The organism is Marinobacter sp. (assembly GCF_048269445.1).
Lineage (GTDB): Bacteria > Pseudomonadota > Gammaproteobacteria > Pseudomonadales > Oleiphilaceae > Marinobacter.
On sequence record NZ_JBLXIQ010000001.1, the window covers coordinates 419745 to 437335 of the forward strand.

The following is a 17591-nucleotide window of genomic DNA, read 5'->3' on the forward strand; positions in this document are numbered from 1 at the left end:
TTTCTCTGCACCGCCGCCCAGCGAACCGGCTCAGGCGGTCTTCAAGCCGTCAGGTTGTAGATAAACACAACCGCAACCGCGATGGGCGTGGCAAACCGGATCAGGTTGTACCACAGGCTGAAAGCACCGCCTTTCAGGGCCAGATCCTTTTTCAGCGATTCCCTGGCAACGAACCAGCCGACGAACACCGCAGTGAGCAGGCCGGAAAGCGGCAGTAATACGTTGGCGGTGAAGAAGTCCAGCAGATCAAAAATGGTCTTGCCTTCAAAGCGCTCGAACATCGCCAGCGGAGCAATATCCGCCCAGACGTTCAGGGACAGGATCGAGGCAATACCAAGGGCCCAGCACAGCACCCCCACCAGGATGGCACTGCCGGAGCGGGCCAGGCTGGTCTTCTCTTCCACCCACTCAACCACCGGCTCCAGCAGGGAGATGCCAGAGGTCCAGGCGGCAAACAGCAGCAGAATGAAAAACAGCGTACCAAACAGGCTGCCCATGGGCATGTTGCCAAAGGCCAGCGGCAGGGTCTGGAAGATCAGGCCGGGGCCGGCGCTGGCTTCCAGACCATTGGCGAACACCACCGGAAAAATGGCCAGGCCGGCCAGCAGCGCTACCACGGTATCCATGAGCGCCACACTGACGGCTGTGCGGCCAATGGAGATGTCCCGACCGAGGTAGGAGCCATAGGCCATCATGATCGCCATACCCAGACTGAGGGTGAAGAAGGCGTGGCCCAGCGCAATCAGAACCCCATTGATCGAGAGCGCTCCGAAATTTGGTGTAAACAGGAAGCTCACGGCCTCACCGAAGTGGCCAGTCGTGGTGGCATAACCAACGGCCACCAGCAGCAGAACAAACAGGGCCGGCATCAGGATGGTTACGGCCCGCTCCAGGCCACCCTTGAGGCCCCGTGAAACCACCAGAATCACGAGCGCCATGAAGACAGTGTGCCACAGCAGCAACTGGGCCGGGCTGGCCAGCAGATTACCGAACAGATCACCGATGGACTCAGCAGTCCCACCGGTAAAATCCCCCATGGCGGCGTGGCCCACGTAGGACGCTGCCCAACCGCCAATGACGGAATAGAAGGACAGAATAACGAACGCGGCGATCATCCCGATAATTGCCGATATTCGCCAGCCCGGGGAGCTGAGATTGCGCTCGGCCACCAGGCGCATGCTGGTGATGGGGTTGTGCCGGCCGTTTCGGCCAATGAATACCTCCGCCATCATGATGGGGATACCGATCACGGCGATACACAGCAGATATACCAGTACGAAAGCACCGCCACCGTTCTCACCGGTAACGTAGGGGAATTTCCAGATATTACCGAGACCAACGGCAGAACCGGTTGCCGCCAGAATAAACGCCAACCGGGAGGACCAGAGACCACGAGCGGTCCCTGCACCGTTACCCGTAACCGAGTTGGACTGAGTCATGTTGTGTTCCTGTGCTTTTGGCTGAGGAATGTCTTTGAAAAGCGAGAGCCACGGCGCTGCCGGGGCAATTGGGGCGGGATTCTGCCAGCACTGGCTTTTCGATGCCAGTGCTGGCAACCGGCGTGACCGGAACAATCCGGTCCGCTGGCGGGAAAGTGAAAGTTAACTAGCCGTTTTTACTGATAAACCGGCCAATCAGGTCCTTCAGGCCACGGGACATCACGCTGAGCCGGTCACTGCTCTGCTTCGCGGCGATGGCCTGGGCATCACTGTGATCGGCCAGTTCGGCAATATTGGTAATCTGGCGGTTAATTTCATCAGACACCTGACTTTGCTCCTCGAAGGCAGCGGACATGTTGATAAAGCTGTCTGAAATGGTCTGTATGGAAGTAACAATATCCCGCAGGGATATCTCAGCTTCACTGACCTTTTCCAGGCCACGACCGGCCACAGCCTCACCGTCGCGGGTTGCTTGAACCGCAGAGTCCACCTGTTGCCTGAAGTCGTCGATTACATCCTGGATATGGACCGTAGAGTCCCTCGTGCGACGGGCCAGAGAGCGCACCTCATCCGCTACCACGGCAAAGCCACGACCCTGCTCACCCGCACGGGCGGCTTCAATCGCCGCATTCAATGCCAACAGGTTGGTCTGATCGGCAATGTCGGAAATCAGGTTGGCCGCTTCACCAATACTCTTGGTGGACTCACCCAGCTTGCCGATGGTTGTACCGATTCCGTTGACACGGGAAACCAGCTCTTCAATGGCCACCAGCGCCTCGGCACTGCGGTCACTGCCAACACCAGCCAGCCGATTGGCCTCCTCGGCCTCCCGAGCATTGCTGGTAACCGATTCGGCAACCTCCTGGATGGACGCCGTCATCTCATTGATGGCCGAGGCAGTCTGGTCGGTTTCCGCCCGCTGCCGGGCAATGGCAGACGCCCCTTCGCTGATATACCCGTGAGACGCCCGCGCCTGTTCATAGAGCAGCTCTGCCTGATCATCAATGCGCGCCAGAGCGGTACGAACCCGGGCCTCCTCACTGACCAGCTGCAGGGAGAGCTGAGAGAACAGTCCGCGCTCGTCGCTATAGGTGCGGGCGACGATCGGGTCACTGAAGGCATCCGGCCGGAGATCGAGCAACTTTCGCAGGCGGGCGGAGAGGGAGCTGAAAACCAGACCAAAGCCCAGGGCATGACCAGCAACAATGAGGCCTACCGCAAGCCACGGATGATCAACTTTCAGCGCCACAAGACTGAGCACCAGCGACAAGAGGAATGGCCAGCCGGAGCGAAGCATCGACAGGCCGCGGTTTTTGAAGGAGGAAGACAGCTTGCCAGCGGAGATTTTCCCATACAGCCTCTCCGCACGGTCAATCTGCTCCCGCGTTGGCTCAACCCGAACCGATTCATAGCCGACCATCTGGCCATTTTCACGAATAGGAGTCGCATAGGCACTGACCCAGTAATGGTCACCGTTTTTCGCCCGATTCTTGACCACCCCCATCCAGGCCTTACCGGCCTTCAGATATTCCCACATATCCTTGAATACTGTCGGGGGCATGTCCGGATGGCGGATAATATTATGGGCCTGGCCTACCAATTCATCCCGGGAAAAACCGCTGATTTCCTCAAATTCGTTATTGCAGTAGGTAATCACCCCTTTGAGATCCGTGGTACTTATCAACCGCCCGCCTTTACGCATTTTGACTTCACGCTGGGTTACCGGGAGATTCTTACGCATACAAAGGGACCTTCTGACTGAGGATTGACCATGGGGGATAGAAACAGGCGCACAAGGGTAGCCATTGATGAATATTATTGATATTCGTCAATGGCTACCCTGCGTATGGGAATGTAACGGCAGAGGTTTGCAGAACATTAATCCGTGCAGGCACTTAAGCCACAGCGGCCAGCCGCGCTCGCGCGTGGAACCGGGCATTGACCCAGAGGGAGAAAGCGATAACACCGCCGCCCAGTGCAAGGCGCAGCAGATCGGCATCACGGTTCCAGATCAGCAAATTCACGATCAACCCCGCAGGCACCAGGGCATTGTTCATAATGGCCAATGTGCCGGCATCGACAACACAGGCGCCACGGTTCCACAGGAACAGGCCCATACCGGAAGCCGCGAGCCCCAGCCAGGCCAGAATGCCCCACTGTACGGAGGTGGTCGGCAACCGGTCGGCATTGCCGAAAATCAGGAAGGACGGCAAGGCAATGATCAGCGCACCAACGAAGAAATAGCCGAAGGTCCGGTAAGCAGGAATCCCGGTCGGGTAATGCTGCATCACGTGCTTATAGCCAACCTGGCCGGCGGCGAAGGTAAAGTTTGCCACCTGGAGCAGCAGAAAACCGGTGATGAAGTCTTCACTCAATCCGTCATAGCGAATGATGCCGGCGCCCAACGTGGCAATGGCAGCCGCCAGCAGTGCCACCGGTGAAAAGCGGCGGAACAGGGCGTCGTCAAGCAGGGTCACGTACAACGGTGTGAAAATGGTGAACAGCAACACTTCCGGCACGGTCAGGTAACTGAAGGAGCGGTACAGGCAGAGATAGGTAATACCGAACTGCAACATCCCGGTAACGAGAATGCCCAGTTTCAGACCGGAGGGCACACCCCGCCAGCGGGCAAACGGCAAAAATACCAGGGCACCCAGCAGCACACGGCTGAGTACCGCAAAGTCGCTGTCTACCTGCCCGGCCAGAAACTCTCCGATCAGGCTGAAGGAAAACGCCCACAGAACCGTAACAAAAACCAGAAGTCCCATCGCCACAGCCATCCGTTGTGAAGAAAGCGCGTACTTTAACGGTTTTGGAAAAAACTTGCAGCGCCGGAACACAGGACAAACCCCGATGCCCCAACACAGGCCAATCGGGTACCATGCGCAGTCGGCGCTGAGCTACAGATTTGCAATCCCGAACCAGGAATGACCGGACGAACTGCCCAATGGATGAGATCCACCAACCCTTACCGGAAGCCCGTAAGCCACTGGTCGCCCGAACACTGACGGAGTGGCGAACCCTGGCAATTCTGGGCGGGCCCATCCTGATCGCCCAGGTGGCCCAGATGGCCAACGGCGTTATTGATACTGTTATGGCCGGCCACGCCAGTGCCGAAGATCTGGCCGCCGTGGGTATTGGCAGCAGCCTGTGGATGCCCCTGTTCCTGTTTTTCATGGGCCTGCTCGGCGCGCTCCAACCCATTATTTCCGGCTACAACGGTGCCCGGGCGGTCGAGAAAATCATGCCCGCCACCTGGCAGGGTCTCTACCTGGCGGCGGTGGGGGCCGTCATCATGATCCTGCTGCTCACCCAGGTGCACCCGGTGCTGGCAATGCTCAACCTGGAAGCCAACACAGCACGCATCACCCAGGGCTATCTGGACGCCTTTGCCTGGGGCATACCGGCGTTACTTTTAATCACGGCACTTCGCGGGCTCACGGATGGTCTTGGCCATACCCGGGTGATCATGGCGTTTTCTGTTCTAAGTACGCTGATCAACCTGCCCATGAACTACATCTTCATTTACGGCAAGCTCGGGCTGCCGGCCATGGGTGGTATCGGCTGTGGCTGGGCCACCTCGATTTCCAACGGCGTCGCGGCTATTGCGCTGCTGGTTTATCTGAACCGCAGCCGTGTGTACCGGCATTTCCATCTGATTTCCGACTGGGTGAAACCGGATCTGGCGGGCATTCGTTACATTCTGGGCATCGGCGTGCCAATCGGCTTTACCATTTTTGTCGAGGTCAGCATGTTTTCGGTGATTGCCCTGTTTCTGGTCCCACTGGGCCCGGTGGTGGTGGCGGGCCATCAGATTGCCCTGAACGTGGTGTCGCTGCTGTTCATGCTGCCTTTGAGTATCGGCATGGCCCTGACGCTGCGGGTCAGTTTTCTGATGGGCGCCCGGGCTCCGGATACCGCCCGCCTGATCGCCCGCAGCTCCCTGATTCTGGCGGCCGCAACGGCGCTGGTGTTCGCCGTGCTGCTGTTTGCATTTTCCCGGGAGATCTCGGCGCTCTATACCAGTGACACCGAGGTGCAAGCGGTTACCGTAAGGTTGCTGGTGTTCGCCGCACTCTTCCAGATCGCCGATGTCATCCAGGTCACCTGCATCAGCGCTTTGCGGGGCTACAAGGATACCCGCATCCCGATGTTCATCATGCTGTTTTCATTCTGGGGTGTGGGCCTGCCCCTGGGCTATCTGCTCACCTTCACAGACTGGCTGGTGCCCGCTATGGGAGCCGCCGGTTTCTGGGTGGGACTGACTGGCGGGCTGATTTCTGCCAGTATCCTGCTCGGCTGGCGGCTCTTTCTTTATGCGCCGGTCGATGACCCGGCAGTGGCTTCGGCCAGTTCCGGCGCCCGTTGAGGGTCCGCAAACACGATCCTGTCACGGCCGGTTTCCTTGGCCTCGTAGAGCGCGGCATCCGCCCGGGCCAGCCAGCTATCGACACTCTCACCATGCTTGAGCAGCGCCACGCCAAATGAGGCAGTCACCGAACCACCGGGATGCTTCATATACTTTCGCAGCACCTGCTGAAGATTGTTCATTACCGCCTTCAGGCCAATGCCATCAACCCCCGGCAAGAGCAGCACGAATTCCTCACCGCCGAAGCGGAATAGCTGGTCTGACTTACGGGTATTTTTCAGCAGCAACTCAACCATCTCAATCAGCACGTCATCGCCGACACCATGGCCATGTTCGTCATTGATTCGCTTGAAGTAATCGATGTCCAGCAGCACCAGCGCGTAAGGCAGCCCGGTGCGTTCTGCATTTGCCGCCGCCAAGTCCAACTCCTGATCCATTGAGCGCCGGTTCTTGATCCCGGTCAGCGGATCAATGGTTGCCAGATGTTCCAGGCGTTCCCGCTGGTCACGATTCCGGTGGGCAAACACGTATGCACAGGCGCTGACCACGAACGCTGTTGAGGCAAAAGACCACATCTGGATGTCAGACCGGAAGGCACCGCCATGCACCATTAGAGCAATGACCGAAGCGACGTTCAGGAACACCGCTATGCGGGGATTGGCCAGGAAGAATGTTGTCACAAGGCACGGATATAGCCAGAAAAGCCCGGGCTCGCCTACCACCGCACCAACCACCACCGCGCCGGTGCAGGCAATGAACGCAAGCACCAGACCGCTCCGGCGGGTATCTCCGGTTACCCAAGCGTAAACCAGCACTGCAGTGATACTCAAAAGAATTGTCGTGTCGACCAGCCCTGCCAGCAGGTTCCCCTGAAAATACCGCATCACCGCGAAGGGAGTAATGCCCAGGATCGCACTGACACCTAGCAAGGTAATAATCGACAATCTAAAATCAGTCTTGAGGCGATGGAGCATGGAGAGTGATCGTCCGAAAAAGTATTATTTAAAATTCCAGAATAGCGCAAGCAACTTGAATGATCGTTTCACGACAACGATTCTTTACATATTGTCCTTTAAAATAGACAAAGTATGAACGTATGCTCAGTTTTTAGAGCTGCTTTGGTTAAATCAGGTAAAACCGTGCCAACCAACTACCACGAGCCCCATCGCCTGAGTAGAGACGCAAGGCGTTCGGAGTTACACTTGCGACATGGCTAACCTGTACCCGAGACACCTGATTTGACCGAACTTGTCCGAATCGCCCCCGGCGCATTGACCATTGGCCGGCCCCTGCCCTGGAACGTCTATGATTCCGATGGCAATGTACTTCTGCGTCAGGGTTATGTGATTCAGACCAACTCCCAGCTGGAACAGCTGTTCGAGCGGGGCCGGTTCAAGCCCCGTAAGATTGAGCGGCCCCAGGAAGAAATCTTCGAGGATAACCGGGAACGCAATCCCTTTGCTGACTACCCGGACCTGCTTCACACTCTCGAAGTAACACTGAAGGCCATCACGGACTCCGACCCGTCGGCACCCAAACGTCTACTCGGCCTCGCGCGGATGATTGAGCGCACCTGCACGGAGTCGCCCGATGCCAGCCTGGCGCTGGTACACCTGTATTCGATCGGTCCGACCATTCACGAACAGATTCTTTTTTACGCCATCCTGTGTCAGTTCGTTGCCCGGCAGTTCGGTCTGGAAGAAAAAAGAATCGGTGTGCTGACGGCCGCCGCGCTCACCGCCAATCTGGCGCTGGTGCCTATTGCAGACAAGCTGAACGCTTCAAGCAAGATCCTGAGCAATGAACAACGGGGGGTGATTCGTCAGCATCCAGAGCGCAGTATAAACGCACTCCAGGCCGCAGGTATTACCAACAAGCTGCTACTGACCACTATTGCCCAGCATCATGAACAAGCCGATGGTAGCGGCTATCCGAAAGGCCTGAGTGGCACGGAAATACGCCCGGAGGCGGAGATTCTTGCCCTGGCAGAACGATATGTGGCCATGATCACCAAACGTGCCTATCGCCAGCGCATGAACATTGCCGACGCCCGCAAACTGATTGCCAATCTGGCCGATGGCAAGTTCCGGCCGGCGATACCGAAAGCCCTGCTGCAGGTTCTGGGAGAGTTTCCGCCGGGTATTCTTGTGCGCCTGGACAACAACGAGGTTGGGGTAGTCTCCGGCCGCCCGGTAAGGGCCCGAGGACCCTTCGTAAAGGCCATATTCGGACCCCGGGGTAATCGTTACACCGGCACCTTTGAGCGGGACACCAGTATTCTCGAGTTCAACATCCGGGCCCTTGAAGAGCCCGAAGTCATGCCGTCCATGGACTTCAGTCTAATGTGGGGATTCCGCTCATAACCCTCTCACAACCTCTTTATAACCCCAATGCTTCGGCGTGGTGATCCAGGTGGTCATCAATGAACGAGGCAATAAAGAAGTAGCTGTGGTCGTATCCGCGGTGCATGCGCAGGTTGATGTGGTGATGGAACGTCTCACAGGCATCGACAAGCGCATCAGGGTTCAACTGACTATCAAGAAACTCATCGGACGTCCCCTGATCCACCAATAACGGAAGGCGTTCCCGGGCCGTGGGGATCAGCAGGGTCGCATCCCATTCCTCCCAGCGGCGGGTATCGTCACCAAGATACCCTTTGAAGGCCTTCTGGCCCCACGGACATTCGGTGGGGTTGGCAATGGGCGCGAAGGCCGACACCGAGGCATAGCGGCCGGGGTTTTTCAGGGCGCAAATCAGGGCGCCATGGCCGCCCATGGAATGGCCGCTGATGGACCGTATGTCCGTTACCGGCAACTCACTCTCCACCAGTTGCGGCAATTCCTTCAACACGTAATCGTACATGCGGTAATGGGGCGCCCAGGGCTGCTGGGTTGCGTTGATGTAAAAGCCGGCCCCGGAACCAAAGTCGTAGCTGTCGTCTTCCCCGGGCAGGTTCAGCCCGCGCGGGCTGGTATCGGGGCACACAATCGCCATGCCCAGTTTCGCGGCCCGCTTCTGGGCGCCGGCTTTCTGCATGAAGTTCTGGTCGGTACAGGTCAGCCCGGAGAGCCAATATAGCGTTGGCACTTTTTTCGGGTGGGAGCCCACCGCCGCCGGCGGAAGATAAACCGCGAACTCCATGTCGCACTCGAGGGTGGCCGAGGTATGCCGGTAGCGGCGATGCTCTCCGTCGAAACTGACGTTCGTGGATAAGAGTTCCATAGTGGCCTCGATTCCTAATAAGGAGTGTGTATCAGTCTTCGGCGCTGGCGTACTTGGGCAACTCAACCCCACTGCCTACCCGGGACAGCTCTGCGAGAATAGCGGTACGGGTGACGATGCCCACCAGTTTGCCGTGATCCACGACAGGATACACCTTGGGCTTGCCCGCGCCGAGGTTCTGGGCCAGATCAACCACCGACATCTCGGGAGAAATCGTCAGGGGCTTCCGGAACATGACATCGTCCACGATCGGGTCGCCCTCATGGTGATAACTGCTCACCAGCAGAGAATGAATACAGTCCTGTTCGGACACAAATCCGAGCACCTTACGGTTCTCATCAACCACGGGAAGTCCGGTCACGTGGTTGTGCAGCAGGGTTTTCACTACCTTGGTGAGCGGCGTACCACACCGGATGGGCTCGATGTGATTCCACATGACATCTGAAACTTTTAGCGAACGCATGGACACAATTCCCCTCGTTTGTGGGTGGACGCCTTCACTAAGAGCATAGGCAATCACACTCGAATCCACCACTTTTACCACCCTACCAGTTTACAGAGGGAAATATCTGACTAAACTCAATTAGTTATACCCTCTAAGGGTCAAATATTGAAACCAATCCATGGCACGAACAGGGAGCCCCCATGGAAGCGATTGAACACGTTATTGGAGAAATAAACGGACTGGTCTGGGGTGCACCCATGCTAGTCATGATTCTGGGTGTCGGGCTGTTCCTCAGCCTCGGTCTAAAGATGATGCCGGTACTGAAACTCGGTGCCGGCTTCAAGCTGATGTGGAAAGGTCGCACCGCCACAGGTGCTGAATCGGAGGGTGAAATTCCCCCGTTCCAGGCCCTGATGACCGCGCTGTCGGCCACCGTTGGCACCGGCAACATTGCCGGAGTTGCCACCGCCGTATTCCTGGGCGGTCCGGGCGCCCTGCTCTGGATGTGGCTCACGGCCCTGGTGGGCATGGCCACGAAATACTCCGAGGCGGTCCTTGCGGTCCGTTACCGGGAAGTGGACGAGCGCGGCGACCATGTCGGCGGCCCCATGTATTACATCCGCAATGGGCTGGGCAACAAATGGGCCTGGCTCGGTGTGCTGTTTGCCATTTTTGCGGCGATTGCCGGATTCGGTATCGGCAATACCGTGCAGGCCAACTCGGTGGCCGATGTCATGCAAACCAGCTTCGGCCTGCCACACTGGGTCACCGGACTCACCCTGATGGTTCTGGTGGGCATGGTGCTTATCGGCGGCATTCGCCGGATTGGCCATGTCGCCAGTGCCCTGGTGCCGCTGATGGCGGTTTCCTACCTGGTGGCGGGGCTCGTGGTGCTAGCCATCAACGCAGCGGATATTCCCGCAGCGCTTGCCCTGGTATTCGAGCATGCCTTCAGTCCCATTGCCGCAGAAGGCGGTTTTGCTGGTGCTGCAGTCTGGGCAGCAATCCGCTTCGGTGTCGCTCGTGGAATTTTCTCAAATGAAGCTGGTCTGGGCTCCGCGCCCATCGCCCACGCTGCCGCCCAAACCCGGAACCCCATCAACCAGGGAATGGTGGCCATGCTTGGCACCTTCATCGATACCATCATCATTTGCACCATCACCGGGCTGGTCATCATCACATCAGGCACCTGGACTTCCGGGGAATCGGGCGCAGCCCTCACCTCCATGGCTTTCGAGGACGCGCTGCCAGGCGTTGGCAACTACCTTGTGGCCATTGCGCTTGCGGTCTTCGCCTTCACCACCATCCTTGGCTGGTCATTCTATGGTGAACGCTGCATTGAGTTTCTGTTTGGCGTAAAGGCTATTGTGCCGTACCGGATCGCCTGGATTCTCGCCATCCCGGTGGGCGCTACCCTGAACCTGGGCTTTGTGTGGCTGGTAGCCGACACGCTGAATGCCATGATGGCGCTACCTAACCTGATCGCGCTGTTGTTGCTTAGCCCCGTGGTGTTCAAGTTGACCCGGGAGCACTTTGAGAAAGAGAAGGCCTTGGGGGGCTGAGTCCCCTTGCAATTGCACCATCCAGCACCACAGTTTGTCGTATACACTTAAAAAATGATCCGGCGATTTTGGGGCCGGAATAACAGACGAAATTGTCACTACCATCATTAAAGGAGAGTACAGATGAGTTTACGTCTCGGAGATACCGCACCGGATTTCGAGCAGGATTCCAGTGAAGGGAAAATTTCGTTTCATGACTGGCTGGGCGACAGCTGGGGTGTCCTGTTCTCGCACCCGGCTGACTTTACCCCGGTCTGCACCACCGAACTGGGCTTGACCGCCAAACTCAAAGAAGAGTTTGCCAAGCGCAACGTCAAGGCCATCGCCCTGAGTGTGGACCCGGTGGACTCCCATCAGGAGTGGATCAAGGACATCAACGAAACCCAGGGCTGCGCAGTAAACTTCCCGATCATTGCGGACCAGGATCGCAAGGTGTCCGAGCTGTACGACATGATTCACCCCAATGCCGACAGCAGCCTGACTGTTCGCTCTCTGTTCGTGATCGATCCGAACAAGAAAGTACGGCTGATGATTACCTACCCGGCCAGCACCGGTCGTAACTTCAATGAAGTTCTGCGGGTGATCGATTCGCTGCAGCTGACCGATGAACACAAGGTCGCGACCCCGGGTAACTGGGAGCGTGGCGGCGACGTGGTCATCGTTCCGTCCCTGCAGGATGAAGACGAGATCAAGCAACGCTTCCCGCAGGGTTACAAGGCGGTGAAGTCTTACCTGCGGATGACACCGGATCCGAAAGCCAATTGGAGCGGTGATTGATCCAACGACCGAGATTCAGGTCAATAGCAAAAAGGGAGGGCAGCTCTCGCTGCCCGGCCTTTTTTGTGAAGATGGGATCAGATGAATGCGTTCATCTGATCCCGGAAGTTCCTGCCATCAGAATGCCGGAACCACCGCACCTTCATACTTTTTCATGATGAAATCCCTCACCTCCTCGGAGGTCAGCGCGTCGGCCAGTTTTTTCATGGCGGCGCTGTCCTTGTTGTCCGGGCGTGCGACCAGGATATTCACGTATGGGGAATCGGAACCTTCAATCACCAGCGCATCCTTGGTCGGGTTCAGGCCCGCCTCCAGCGCGTAGTTGGTGTTGATCAGCGCCAGATCCACCTGATTGAGAATCCGCGGCAGCGTTGCTGCTTCCAGTTCCTTGAAATCCAGGTTTTTCGGATTGGCTGCAATGTCACGAGGAGTCGCAGTAATCTTGCTGTCATCCTTCAGGGTAATCAGACCGGCCTTTTGCAGAAGCAGCAGCGCACGGCCACCGTTGGTCGGATCGTTCGGAATGGCAACAACCGCGCCGTCTTCCAGCTCGTCCAGGGAGTCAATCTTACTGGAGTAAGCACCAAACGGCTCAACATGAACACCGGTCACGGTGACCAGATTGGTACCACGACCCTCGTTGAACGAGTCCAGATACGGCTTGTGCTGGAAGAAGTTCGCATCCATCCGCTTCTGGTCCACCTGAATGTTCGGCTGGATGTAATCGGTGAATACCTTAACGTCCAGCTCAACGCCCTGTTCAGCCAGCTTGGGCTTCACGAATTCCAGGATCTCTGCATGAGGCACGGGAGTAGCGGCAACAGACAGCTCTTCGGCCGCAACGGCGCCCGAGAAGGTGGCTGCGGCGGCAAGTGCCACGAATGTTTTCTTCAGATTCATAAATCGATTCTCCTGTTAAGCATTTTAAACGACTTAAGTTCAGCTATGGAGTACGGCCCACAGTCGGAAACCCCTTCCGAAAAACGCCCGTAAATACGTCCCTGTAGGGCTCGGTCGCGCCATCCCTGGCGCTCCACGTTTTCGGAAGGGGTTTCCGACCGCGTGCCTATATCTGGCTGTGTTTATTTGCGGCTGAAATACAGAACGAGACGGTCGCCGACCATCTGCAAAACCTGTACGAAAATGACCAGTAACGCGACTGTAATGACCATTACATCGGTCTGGAATCGTTGATAACCGAAGCGGATTGCCAGGTCACCGAGACCCCCGCCACCGATAACGCCAGACATGGCCGCGTAGGACACCAGCGTAATGGCGGTTACCGTGATGCCCGCGATGATGCCGGGAAGTGCCTCGGGTAACAAGGCACCCAGAATGATCTGCCTCACATTGGCACCCATGGCCTGGGTGGCTTCGATGATGCCCCGATCGACTTCACGCAGGGAGGTTTCCACTAAACGGGCGAAGAATGGAGCACCACCGGCTACCAGTGGAGGGATAGCACCGGCAACACCGAGGGACGTCCCGATCAACATGACGGTGAACGGAATCATTACAATCAGCAGGATGATGAAGGGCACGGAGCGCAGCACGTTTACCACGAACGACAGCACCGCGTAGGCCACCGGCTGCTCGAGTAGCTGGCGTTTGCCAAAAAGGAACAGCAGCACGCCAACCGGCAGGCCTATCAACACGCTGAACAAGAGGGACAGGCCCACCATTACCAGGGTGTCCCAGCTTGCCCAGCCGATCTCAGTCCAGTCTACATTGCTCAACAGGGCTTCCATCAGCGAAGCACCTCCACATGAACGTCGGCCGCCTCAAACGCTCCCATGGCAATGTCCAGGTCGCCGCCCACCAGGGACAGTGTCAGCTGGCCGTAAGGCGTGTCCTTGATGTGGTCAATACGGCCGGAGAGGATGCTGAAGTCGACGCCGGATTGCCTCGCAACACTGCCCAACAGTGGTTTGTAAGTTGAATCCCCCTTGAAGGTGAGGCGCAAAATCCGGCCATTTGCCTTCTGCAGGTCTTCCTGTAATTCCTGGCTGTCGATGCTTTCGCTCTCGAACACAAAGTCCCGGGTGGTCGGATGCTTCGGGTGCAGGAACACGTCACTGACCCGGCCCATTTCCACTACCCGGCCGGCGTCCATCACAGCCACCCGGTCGCAGACCCGGCGCACCACGTCCATTTCATGGGTAATCAGCACAATGGTCAGGCCCAGTTCCCGGTTGATGTCCGCCAGCAGTTTCAGCACCGACTGGGTAGTTTGGGGGTCCAGGGCGCTGGTGGCTTCGTCGCACAGCAGGATAGTGGGGCGGCAGGCCAGGGCCCGGGCGATGCCCACTCGCTGCTTCTGGCCGCCGGACAGCTGCGAAGGGTATTTGTTCGCCTGGTCGACCAGGCTCACCCGCGCCAGCAACTCCTGGACTCGATCCCGGATCTCGGATTTTGAGTAGATACCGGCCAGCTTCATGGGAAAGGCAATGTTGTCCGCCACGGTTTTCGAGGACAACAGGTTGAAATGCTGGAAAATCATGCCGACCTTGCGGCGAAAAGCCCGCAACTCGGCGGCGTCATAATCGGTGATATTCTCGTCGTCGATCAGAATGCGGCCACCGGTGGGTGGTTCCAGCAGGTTGATCAGTCGCACCAGCGTCGATTTGCCGGCGCCGGAGTGGCCAACGATACCGAACACTTCGCCGGTTTCAACGGTCATATCGGTGGGGTGTAGCGCGGGGATCGCCCGGCCGCCTACCTGATACGACTTCTGTACCTGGTCAAATACAATCACGGTCAGCGCCTTGTGGGTGCAGCGTTAAAACGGGCGATTATAGCCGATACGGCGGGCAAACCCGAATTCCGGGCGGATTCGCCGGGTGGGTAGATGTCCCTACACAAACGGTTACCTGACATGAGACACCCGCCTGAACTAAACTTGGATCGCAAAAGAACCTTACATTTCCCAGTGGCGCGCCGCCCAGAGACTCACTAACGTGACCGACGAAAAACAATCAACGCCCTCACGGATGAATTCCACCCAGGCATGGGTAACCTATCTCAGCAAAGTCGAGCTGCCGGTTCTGGCAAATACCCTGCGGCGCATCGACGAGTTGACGGACAGCCGGAACAGCACCGTCAACGAACTGGCCAACGTGATTCTCAACGATGCCCAGCTCACGTCCCAGGTTCTGCGACTGTCCAATACCGTGTTTTACAACCAGACCCGAACCCAGGTGAGCACTGTCAGCCGGGCCATTACCCTGATCGGTTTCGACGCGGTGAAATCCATGGCGATTTCCTCACTGATCGTAGACACGCTCCTGCAACGCAATGACCGCCCCCATCTGCTGCGTTGTCTGGCGCGCGCGATTCATGCGGCGGTCCAGGCCCGGTGCCTGATGCCCAAACGGAACGAAACCGCGCTGGAAGAGGTCTTCATCGGGGCGCTGCTAATGAACATCGGCGAGCTGGCATTCTGGTCCTGCGAAACAGAACAGGCTACGGAACTGGAACAGCGCCTCAGGCTGGAGGAGCCTCCGGTGGAGGCCCAGAAAGCGGTACTTCATTCCACCTTTACCGAGATTACCCGTGGCCTGGTGGAGGCCTGGTCTCTGGGGCCGTTCATCCGGGATGTTGTCTCCCCCGGGCAGGCCAACTCCATGGCCTCCAGCCTGGTGCGCAATTCCGTGGACATGGCCAAGCTGTCGGAGCAGGGCTGGAGCGGGCCGGAGATGGACAAGGTTCTGGAAAAGCTGGGCAAGGACATCGGCGAAAGTCCCGCTGTGGTGCGCGACCAGCTGAAGGTGAACGCCTCCGAGGCCACCCGGGTGGCGGTCTCTCTCGGCATTCCGCAGGTTACCGCCATGATGCCGGGCGCCGACAGGGGGCCCGGCGATACTGCCGCCAGGGCTCCAGACATGGACCCGGAGCTGCAACTGGAAATCCTGCGGGAACTGAGCCAGTGCCTGGCGGAAAAGCCGGACATCAACGAAGTCTGTCAACTGGTCATCGAGGGTATTCACAGAGCCATCGGGATGCAGCGCGTGGCCCTGTTGATGAGTGACCGGACCGGCAATGAGCTGATACCACGGAAACTGGGCGGCCGCGGAACTGAATCCTGGCGCGAGCATCTGGTGGTCCAGAAAGATGGAACCGGGCCACTGGGCTCGCTCTTGCCCCACGCCCACTGCAGCATTTATGAACCGAAGCTGGCCGTAGAGGGTGTGCCTTACGACCGTTGGCTCGGTAAGGTGCCGGCCCTGATCGGCCCGATCAAAGCCAATGGCCGGCTGGTGGGACTGTTCTATGCGGATAATGCTGCGGGTGCCTACGTGCCGTCAAAGGAACAGCTGACCGCCTTCGGACATTTTATCCAGAATGCCCAGTTGTGCCTCACCCTGATCGCCAGCCCCCAGCGTTGAGCTTACAGCTCATAGAGCTTGGTAACGTGCAGGATCGGGCCGGTCGGCGCCCCGGTGGGCGAGCCGCCCCGGGGCTCCAGGCTGATCGCCAGGGTCCGGCTGCTTGCCAGTGCCTGGCGGGCCTTCTCGGTCAGCGTCACCTGGTGCACGCTGCCGGCCGGGATCACGCCAAGTGACAGGGGTTGCCCGTTCTCCGGCACAATCCACAGTTCATAGTCCTTGCCCGCGCCCGCAGCATTCGCGGCCACGGTCCGCAGTTTCAACAGGCTATCGGTGCCCGACTCGCTGACCAGCCAGAGCGGGTCACTGACATTGGCCTGCACAATGGCCCCGGAGAGCTGAGCGCCGCCGGGACCAGAGGCCGGCTGCTGCACCAGCAGAACCGCAAACAGCACGGCGGCGGCCGTTGCCGTCAGACTCCAGCCCGGCCACAACCAGCGCAAACCCCGCTTTTGCCGGGTATCTGAAGACTGCGTCGCTGGCCAAAGCCTGTGCTCGATGGCGGCCCAGACATCGGGTGGCGGTGTTTCCGGCGGCACCTCAGTGGATAGCTGCCCCAGCTTCTCCTCCCAGAACCAGACTTCCTGCCGGACCCGGCCAGACTCCATCATCCATCGCTCAAACCGGCGCCGCGCCGGCCCTTTCAGGGAGCCCAGCACGTATTCGGCGGCCAGTGCTTCGATTCGTTCCGGTGTCTTTTTCATCGTTCAAGGCACCTCTTCAACGCCATCAGACCCCGACGGATCCAGCTCTTCACGGTTCCGATCGGAGAGCTCAGGGTTTCGGCCAGTTCGTCGTGGGTAAATCCCCGGTAATAGGAGAGCAGAATGCTGTCCCGCTGCACCTCACTCAACTCTTCCAGGCACCCCGTCAACTGTGCCGAGCCGGCATTGCGCAAGGAATGATCAAGGGGGCCAGCACGGTGATCTTCCAATTGCTCCAGTTGCTCATCGCCAGCGGCTTGCCGGACCTTTCTCGAGCGCATCAGATCCAGGGTGCGATAGCGGGCAATGGTCATCATCCAGCCCAGGGGTGTGCCCCGGTCGCTATGGTATTCGCTGGCGTGGTGCCAGATCTGGATGAAGGTTTCCTGCAGCGCTTCCTCTGCCAGCTCACGCTGGCCCGCAAGTTTCAGACACAGACCAAACATGCGCGCAGCAATCTGCCCATAGAGCAACTGGAACGCTTGCCGATCCTTCCGGGCAACCGACAATAACAGACGCATCAAATCATCCTGACTCTCATCGCGGGACACCATAACTTCTCCTGTTGTTCTGTTTTATGCCCATAACAGACTCTACGAAGCATCAGCGCCCGGGGATGCACTCATAGCCAAAGTATGTTTTTTTGTTTTCGAGTGCATCTATCGCGTCCGGACACCCGTTACCTCCT

The 17591-nt window shown here is 58.2% G+C and carries 16 protein-coding genes; 5 read left to right on the plus strand and 11 right to left on the minus strand.

Translation table 11 applies throughout. From position 1 onward, the window contains the following. Positions 1 to 41: 41 nt before the first annotated feature. The 3 genes from ACN0XM_RS01975 to ACN0XM_RS01985 all read right to left on the minus strand — a co-directional run bounded on the left by ACN0XM_RS01975 (position 42) and on the right by ACN0XM_RS01985 (position 4207). Positions 42 to 1439, minus strand: coding sequence for a sodium-dependent transporter (locus ACN0XM_RS01975; protein ID WP_417565234.1), 1398 nt, complete (start codon positions 1437 to 1439; stop codon positions 42 to 44). Between the two features lie 166 nt (positions 1440 to 1605). After that, positions 1606 to 3180 (minus strand): PAS domain-containing methyl-accepting chemotaxis protein, encoded by a 1575-nt coding sequence (locus tag ACN0XM_RS01980; protein WP_417565235.1) that lies wholly within the window; start codon positions 3178 to 3180, stop codon positions 1606 to 1608. A gap of 154 nt (positions 3181 to 3334) precedes the next feature. Then, entirely contained in the window at positions 3335 to 4207 is an 873-nt protein-coding gene (locus ACN0XM_RS01985; RefSeq protein WP_417565236.1) for a carboxylate/amino acid/amine transporter, read from the minus strand. Positions 4208 to 4386: 179 nt separating this feature from the next. Here ACN0XM_RS01985 and ACN0XM_RS01990 point away from each other — a divergent pair, with 179 nt between their 5' ends. Then, positions 4387 to 5808 carry an MATE family efflux transporter gene (locus tag ACN0XM_RS01990; RefSeq protein ID WP_417565237.1) on the plus strand — a complete coding sequence of 474 codons (1422 nt, stop codon included), beginning with the start codon at positions 4387 to 4389 and terminating at the stop codon, positions 5806 to 5808. Here the strand turns inward: ACN0XM_RS01990 and ACN0XM_RS01995 are convergent. Then, the gene (locus tag ACN0XM_RS01995) at positions 5754 to 6752 is read right to left on the minus strand and encodes a GGDEF domain-containing protein (protein WP_417565238.1); all 999 of its coding nucleotides are present in this window, start codon (positions 6750 to 6752) and stop codon (positions 5754 to 5756) included. The genes ACN0XM_RS01990 and ACN0XM_RS01995 overlap by 55 nt on opposite strands. Positions 6753 to 7046: 294 nt before the next feature. Here ACN0XM_RS01995 and ACN0XM_RS02000 point away from each other — a divergent pair, with 294 nt between their 5' ends. Further along, on the plus strand, positions 7047 to 8171 hold the full coding sequence (locus tag ACN0XM_RS02000; RefSeq protein WP_417565239.1) for an HD-GYP domain-containing protein: 1125 nt from the start codon (positions 7047 to 7049) through the stop codon (positions 8169 to 8171). 16 nt (positions 8172 to 8187) lie between these two features. Here the strand turns inward: ACN0XM_RS02000 and fghA are convergent, their stop codons facing one another. Continuing rightward, positions 8188 to 9030, minus strand: a complete 843-nt coding sequence (fghA, locus tag ACN0XM_RS02005; protein ID WP_417565240.1) for an S-formylglutathione hydrolase — start codon at positions 9028 to 9030, stop codon at positions 8188 to 8190. Between the two features lie 31 nt (positions 9031 to 9061). Beyond that, positions 9062 to 9493 (minus strand): CBS domain-containing protein, encoded by a 432-nt coding sequence (locus tag ACN0XM_RS02010; protein ID WP_417565241.1) that lies wholly within the window; start codon positions 9491 to 9493, stop codon positions 9062 to 9064. 182 nt (positions 9494 to 9675) lie between these two features. Here ACN0XM_RS02010 and ACN0XM_RS02015 point away from each other — a divergent pair, with 182 nt between their 5' ends. Further along, complete coding sequence (locus ACN0XM_RS02015; protein WP_417565242.1) at positions 9676 to 11037, plus strand: alanine/glycine:cation symporter family protein; 1362 nt, start codon at positions 9676 to 9678, stop codon at positions 11035 to 11037. A 123-nt stretch (positions 11038 to 11160) separates the two neighbouring features. Next, positions 11161 to 11814 carry a peroxiredoxin gene (locus ACN0XM_RS02020; RefSeq protein WP_417565243.1) on the plus strand — a complete coding sequence of 218 codons (654 nt, stop codon included), beginning with the start codon at positions 11161 to 11163 and terminating at the stop codon, positions 11812 to 11814. A gap of 117 nt (positions 11815 to 11931) precedes the next feature. On the opposite strand, the gene ACN0XM_RS02025 is transcribed toward ACN0XM_RS02020, so the two are convergent. The 3 genes from ACN0XM_RS02025 to ACN0XM_RS02035 form a co-directional block, all read right to left on the minus strand. Beyond that, complete coding sequence (locus ACN0XM_RS02025) at positions 11932 to 12714, minus strand: MetQ/NlpA family ABC transporter substrate-binding protein (RefSeq protein ID WP_417565244.1); 783 nt, start codon at positions 12712 to 12714, stop codon at positions 11932 to 11934. 182 nt (positions 12715 to 12896) lie between these two features. Beyond that, on the minus strand, positions 12897 to 13562 hold the full coding sequence (locus tag ACN0XM_RS02030; protein WP_417565245.1) for a methionine ABC transporter permease: 666 nt from the start codon (positions 13560 to 13562) through the stop codon (positions 12897 to 12899). Beyond that, complete coding sequence (locus ACN0XM_RS02035; RefSeq protein ID WP_417565246.1) at positions 13562 to 14569, minus strand: methionine ABC transporter ATP-binding protein; 1008 nt, start codon at positions 14567 to 14569, stop codon at positions 13562 to 13564. Before ACN0XM_RS02035 ends, ACN0XM_RS02030 begins: the two co-directional genes overlap by 1 nt. A gap of 202 nt (positions 14570 to 14771) precedes the next feature. Between ACN0XM_RS02035 and ACN0XM_RS02040 the strand changes: the two genes are divergently transcribed. Continuing rightward, positions 14772 to 16199: an HDOD domain-containing protein gene (locus ACN0XM_RS02040; RefSeq protein ID WP_417565247.1), complete on the plus strand. Its 1428-nt coding sequence runs from the start codon at positions 14772 to 14774 to the stop codon at positions 16197 to 16199. Positions 16200 to 16201: 2 nt separating this feature from the next. On the opposite strand, the gene ACN0XM_RS02045 is transcribed toward ACN0XM_RS02040, so the two are convergent. After that, entirely contained in the window at positions 16202 to 16903 is a 702-nt protein-coding gene (locus ACN0XM_RS02045) for an anti-sigma factor domain-containing protein (RefSeq protein WP_417565248.1), read from the minus strand. Then, a complete protein-coding gene (locus ACN0XM_RS02050) occupies positions 16900 to 17457 on the minus strand; it encodes a sigma-70 family RNA polymerase sigma factor (protein ID WP_417565249.1) in 558 nt (185 codons plus the stop codon). The genes ACN0XM_RS02045 and ACN0XM_RS02050 overlap by 4 nt, the downstream gene beginning before the upstream one ends. Between the last annotated feature and the right edge of the window lie 134 nt (positions 17458 to 17591).